The sequence below is a fragment of the Pseudonocardia sp. D17 genome, from assembly GCF_036984265.1.
Classification (GTDB): Bacteria; Actinomycetota; Actinomycetes; order Mycobacteriales; family Pseudonocardiaceae; genus Pseudonocardia; species Pseudonocardia benzenivorans.
On record NZ_BPRG01000029.1, the window covers coordinates 1 to 5,678 of the forward strand.

Below are 5,678 nucleotides of genomic sequence, written 5' to 3' on the forward strand. Positions count from 1 at the left end.
CGCGAGGTCCCTGCTCGAAGCCGGCGGATTCCGACCCCGCCTACACCCTCATCTGTGAAGAGCCACTAATGTATCCACTGTCCGAGAACCACAGGGCAGGTCACAGGGTCCGTATACTCCTGACCAGCGCCGCGCGAGCAGTGACGTGAACGCCGATCACAACAGGCCGTTCACCACGACCCGCGAAGAGCCCCGTAAAGTCTCTGTCGTCGATCGTAAGGATTCGCGATGAATGAACCTCGTTTTCAGGGTTGTGGCGGTTATCGTTGTGCTATGGCGGACCTGAAGGAGTCGTTGGCGCGGCGATATTAGGTGCTGCGCCCACACCTGAGCGAGTTGCAGCGTCGGTTGTGGCTGGGGGCCGAGGCCGCTGAGCTCGGCCCGGGCGGGGTCGGTGTGGTCGCCCGGGCAGTGGGGGTCGCGGCGGACACGGTGCGCCGGGGCCGCAGTGAGACCGAGGACCTTGATGCTGCCACGGTCGTGGCGTCTCGCCGGCCCGGTGGTGGCCGCAAGCGGGCTGAGGTCCACGACCCGGGCCTGGTCGCAGCACTGGAGGCGTTGATCGACCCGGTCACCCGCGGGGATCCGATGTCGCCGTTGCGGTGGACGTTGAAATCCACCCGTGCTCTGGCGCGGGCGCTGACCGAGCAGGGTCACCGAGTCAGTGACTACGTGGTCCGACGGCTGCTGCACGAGCAGGGCTACAGCCTGCAGGCCAACGCCAAGACCACCGAGGGGGGCCAGCATCCCGACCGCGATGCCCAGTTCGGCCACCTCAACGACCAGGTCCGCCAGCACATGGACGCCGGTAATCCGGTGATCAGCGTCGACACCAAGAAGAAGGAGCTCGTCGGCGCCTACAAGAACGGCGGGCGGGAATGGTCACCGGCCCGGACCCCGGTCCCGGTCAAGGTCCACGACTTCATCGACCCGGCACTGGGCAAGGCCAATCCCTATGGCGTCTACGACGTCGCTGCCGACGCCGGTTGGGTGTCGGTGGGCACCGACCACGACACCGCCGAGTTCGCCGTGAACACGATCCGCTCCTGGTGGACCACCACCGGCACGCTCACCTATCCCGACGCGTCCGGCCTGCTGATCTGCGCCGACGGCGGCGGTTCGAACGGCTCGCGCACCAGAATGTGGAAGACCGAGCTCGCCGCCCTGGCCGCTGCCACCGGACTGACCATCACCGTGGCTCATCTGCCGCCCGGGACCTCGAAGTGGAACAAGATCGAGCACCGGCTCTTCTCCCACATCTCCATGAACTGGCGAGGGCGCCCACTGACCAGCCATGAAGTCATCGTCGAGTCCATCGCCGCCACCACGACCACCAGCGGACTGCGTGTTCACGCCGAACTCGACACCACCCCCTACGCCACCGGCGTGAAGATCCCCAACGAGACGATGAAAGCACTGCAGACCAACGGAATCCTGACCCGCGACACCTTCCACGGCGAATGGAACTACACCCTCCACCCGCGACCAGTCACGCTCACCAGCGACACGCCCGACACCCACTGACTTAATTCATCGCGGACCCTAACTGGCGCATCGAGGATTCGGGAGAGCGTGTCGGCCATCGCGAATAGGTCATAACCCTCTGTCACTTTGGTCCCTCGCTATCGGGTGTCGGTCACCGCCCAACCGGTTTGGCGAAGGCAACCAGGAGTGCCCCCTGTGACGTATGTGCCTGTTGTGGCTAGCCGCAGCCGCCGGACTTGCCACAAGCGCATCCACCGGACGCCTCGGTCGCCTCGGTCGCTGTGCCGGTGAGTGCGGTAGCCGTCGGCGCCTCCTGCAGCAGGGTCTGCACGTCCCGGCCCCGCAGTGAGGCGTCGAGCACGAGAATCATGTGGGCGGTGGAGATGTGCTTACCCTGGCGTGCGAGGGCGTCGGTGATCTGCAGCAGGCAGCCCGGGTTGGAGGTCACGAGCAGCTCGGCCCGAGTGGCTGCCACGTTGACCGCCTTGCGGTCGCCGAGTTCGCGCGCGGGCTCGGGGTTGGTCAGGTTGTAGATCCCGGCCGAGCCGCAGCACAGGTCGCCGTCAGCGATCTCCTTGACGGTCAGGCCGGGGATCGCGCGGAGCAGCTGGCGGGGTTGAGACCGTACCTTCTGCGCGTGGGAGAGGTGGCAGGCGTCATGGTAGGCGATTGTCACCGGCAGCGGGTGCCGCTCGGTTACCGGGCCAAGCTCAACGAGGATCTCTGAGATGTCGCGGACCTTGTCCGAGAAGGCCTGGGCACGCTCGGCGTAGTCCGGGTCGTCGGCGAGCAGGTGGGCGTAGTCCTTCATCGTCGACCCACACCCGGCGGAGTTGACCACGACGCGCTCGACACCGGCGGCGGTGAAGGAGTCGATCAACGCCCGGGCATAGCGCAGCCCCTCGACCTCTCGCCCGGAATGCACCGACAGCGCGCCGCAGCAGCCCTGGGCAGGCGGGGTGATGACATCGCAGCCCTCCATGTTCAGCACTCGTACGGTGGCGGCGTTCACACCCGGGTAAAACTCGCGCTGGACGCAGCCAAGAAGCAGCCCCACAGTCATCCGCCGAGGCCCGCGGGCCGGCATCACCTCGGGGATGTTGACTCGCCGCTCGATCGGCGGCGCGATCGCCTCCATCGTCGCCAGCGTTGGCGAGATCTTCTCGAGCACCCCGGAACCGCGCACGAGCCTGCTCAGGCCGCTCTTCTGGTACAGCGCCAGGGGCCCGCGCACCAGGCGCAGACGGGCGGGGTGCGGGAACAGGGCGAAGATGCCCTCGCGCAGTGCCCGCTCCGCGAAGGACCGGTGCTGGGAACCGCGCCGTTCCACCTGCTGGCGGGTGGCCTCGATAAGCTTGTCGTACTGCACCCCGGAGGGGCAGGCGGTGACGCATGCCATGCAGCCCAGGCACGCGTCGATGTGCTGGACCATCGACGAGCTCATGGGCTCGCCCTCGAGGCCCTGCTTCATGAGGTAGATGCGCCCGCGCGGCGAGTCCATCTCCTCGCCCCACAGGTTGTAGGTAGGACACGCGGGCAGACAGAAGCCGCAGTGCACGCAGTCGTCGATGAGCTCGCGCGAGGGCGCGTGGTGGTCGTCGAACGCGGCCAGCCCGAGGACATCGGGCAGCGTGCTGGCAGCCTCTGCCGGTTCGGCGGTCCCCATCTGTCCTTTGGGGGTCTCGATGCTCATCAGATGCCTCCCACAAATCGGCCGGGCGCAAGGTTGCGGCCCGGGTCCAGGCGTTGCTTGATGCCGCGCATGAGTTCCAGCCCGCCGACCGGACCCCACACGTCCAGGCCCGCGCGCAGTTCGGCCGGGGCCGTCAGCACGGTCACGGTGCCCTCGCCCGGCCCAGGTGCGGCGGCACGCAGGCGGGTGACGACACCGGCCAACGCTGCGGCGGTGGGTGTGGTGATGCCGGCGTGCAGCACGCCAACGGCGGAGCCGCGCACCGCGACCGCGGCGCCGTGCGCCTGCTCGGCCGACCGTGCCGCCCGCAGCAGGGCATTCACTCCCATGAGGGTCGCCGTCGCCTTGGCGGTGGTGTCCCCGACGGGCAGGCGCGCCCACCAGGCCGGCTCCTCGCCTACCGCGCCACCGACAAGAGCGGCGGTCTCCGCGGCCCTGGCGGCGACAGCGTCACCGGTCCCCTCCAGGAGGACGGCGAGGACGGCCTCGTCACTGCCGGCTTGTCGGTCGATCTCGACGGCGGCCGGGGCGAGCTGTGACCCGATCACCTCGCGGGCGAGGTCGGCCACCTCCTCCAGCGGCCCCGTGCGCAGGACGTAGGCCCGGGCCGGGCGCACCGGGTGCAGGCGGAACGCGGCCCGCACGATGATCCCGAGCGTGCCGTAGGACCCGGTCATGATCTTGGCGAGGTCATACCCGGCGACATTCTTGACGACCTTGCCGCCAGACGTTGCCACGGTCCCGTCCGCGAGCACCACGGTGGCACCGAGGACGAGGTCACGCAGGGCCAGACGCTGCAGCCGGCGCGGACCGCTCGCTGCGGTGGCCAGCGCCCCGCCGACGGTGGAACCGGCCGTGTAGCGAGCGCGCGGGACATCGGCTACCAGCTCCTGGCCTGCTTCCCCGACGGCCTCCTGCAGGTCGCGCAGCGCCAGGCCGGCCTCGGCGACGACGACGAGGTCGCCCGCCTCATGCTCGACGAGCCGGTTCAGCCGAGTGACGTCGAGCAGCAGGTCGACGCGCTCGGGCGGGCAGCCCCAGTCCAGTGCGGTGCCGGCGCCCCGGGCCACGGTGACCAGGCCCTGGCCTGTGGCCTCGCGCAGGACAGCCGAGGCCCCCGCGATCGAGGTGGGTCGGACGACGGCAGCAGCGGGGACGCCGTCGACTGCGTCCCCGGGACCGGCCTCGCGTACCTCCCCCGCGCCGTCGAGGCTGCGGGAGAGGGCGGCGAGGTCAGGCGCCGCAGTGCTGGTTCGGTTCCGGGTCATCAGAAGACCTCCGCGAGCCCGGCCTCGGACAGCGGGTGGACGCCCTGCCGGCGCCCGGGCCGCTCGCCGCACAGCCGCGGCGTGGGGAACACCTTACCGGGGTTGGAGATGCCCTCCGGGTCGAACGCGCAGCGCACTGCCTGCATGGTGTCGAGATCCTCCTCGGTGAACATCTTCGGCATGTACCTCGCCTTGTCAGAGCCGACGCCGTGCTCGCCGGTGATAGAGCCGCCGTTGGCGATGCAGAGCTCGAGAATACCGCCGGCGACCTCCTCAGCGCGTTCGGCGGCCCCCTCCTCTGCGTCGTCGAAGAGCACGAGCGGGTGGAGATTGCCGTCGCCTGCGTGGAAGACGTTGGCCACCCGCACTCCACGCTCGGCCGACAGCGCGGCGATCTGCCGCAGGACCTGCGGCAGGGCCGTGCGCGGAATGACACCGTCCTGGACAATGTAGTCCGGGCTGATCTGCCCGACGGCCGCGAACGCGGATTTGCGGCCCTTCCAGATCAGGGCGCGCTCGACGTCGTCAGCCGCGATGCGCGTCTCAAAGGCGCCGTTGGCCTCGCAGTGGCGCAACACCTCCGCCAGCTCACCGGTGACGTCGGCCGCGGCCCCGTCGAGTTCGACGACGAGCACCGCGCCGGCGCCGTCGGGATAGCCGCACGCGACCGCCTTTTCCGCGGCCTCGATCGTCAGGGCGTCCATCATTTCGATCGCGGCCGGGATGACCCCGGCGGCGATGATCGCCGAGGTTGCCGCCCCGGCGTCGTCGGTGGACCGGAAGCCGGCGAGAACCGTCTGGACCTCCTGCGGAAGCCGGGTAAGACGCACCGTGATCTCGGTGACGATCCCCAGCGTGCCCTCGGAACCGACCAGCACACCGAGCAGGTCGTAGCCGGGCGGATCGGGTGCCTTCCCGCCTATCTTGACGAGGTCCCCACCAGGGGTGACGAGGTCGAGGCCGACCACGTGGTTGGTGGTGAAGCCGTACTTGAGGCAGTGCGCCCCGCCGGCGTTCTCCGCGACGTTGCCACCGATGGAGCACACGGACTGGCTCGAGGGGTCCGGCGCAAAGTAGTAGCCGTCCGGCGTCGTCGCGCGGGTCAGGCCAAGGTTGATCGCTGTCGATGGGTGCCAGACGTGAGATCACCAAGAAGTATGTCTCGTGTCGGGTCTGATGGAGGCTCTCAATCCAGTGGAGGATGAGAGTCATGGCAGCACCGAGGAAGTATC

3 protein-coding genes and 1 pseudogene are annotated in these 5,678 nt (G+C 69.1%); 1 reads left to right on the top strand and 3 read right to left on the bottom strand.

Annotation, left to right across the window (positions count from 1 at the left end; translation table 11 throughout):
• Positions 1–312 precede the first annotated feature (312 nt).
• Positions 313–1,488 (top strand): annotated as a pseudogene (locus PSD17_RS04110) (ISAzo13 family transposase); the annotation flags it as partial.
• A 214-nt stretch (positions 1,489–1,702) separates the two neighbouring features.
• On the opposite strand, the gene glcF reads toward PSD17_RS04110, so the two are convergent.
• The 3 genes from glcF to PSD17_RS04125 are packed head-to-tail and all read right to left on the bottom strand — an operon-like array spanning position 1,703 to position 5,564.
• The gene (glcF, locus tag PSD17_RS04115) at positions 1,703–3,151 is read right to left on the bottom strand and encodes a glycolate oxidase subunit GlcF (protein ID WP_098959497.1); all 1,449 of its coding nucleotides are present in this window, start codon (positions 3,149–3,151) and stop codon (positions 1,703–1,705) included.
• 26 nt (positions 3,152–3,177) lie between these two features.
• A complete protein-coding gene (locus PSD17_RS04120) occupies positions 3,178–4,446 on the bottom strand; it encodes an FAD-binding oxidoreductase (RefSeq protein WP_339121635.1) in 1,269 nt (422 codons plus the stop codon).
• On the bottom strand, positions 4,446–5,564 hold the full coding sequence (locus PSD17_RS04125; protein WP_339121637.1) for an FAD-linked oxidase C-terminal domain-containing protein: 1,119 nt from the start codon (positions 5,562–5,564) through the stop codon (positions 4,446–4,448). The genes PSD17_RS04120 and PSD17_RS04125 overlap by 1 nt, the downstream gene beginning before the upstream one ends.
• Between the last annotated feature and the right edge of the window lie 114 nt (positions 5,565–5,678).

Coding starts and splice junctions, on each gene's coding strand:
- glcF (WP_098959497.1), bottom strand. CDS start 3,151: ATGGGGACCGCCGAACCGGCAGAGGCTGCCAGCACGCTGCCCGATGTC.
- PSD17_RS04120 (WP_339121635.1), bottom strand. CDS start 4,446: ATGACCCGGAACCGAACCAGCACTGCGGCGCCTGACCTCGCCGCCCTC.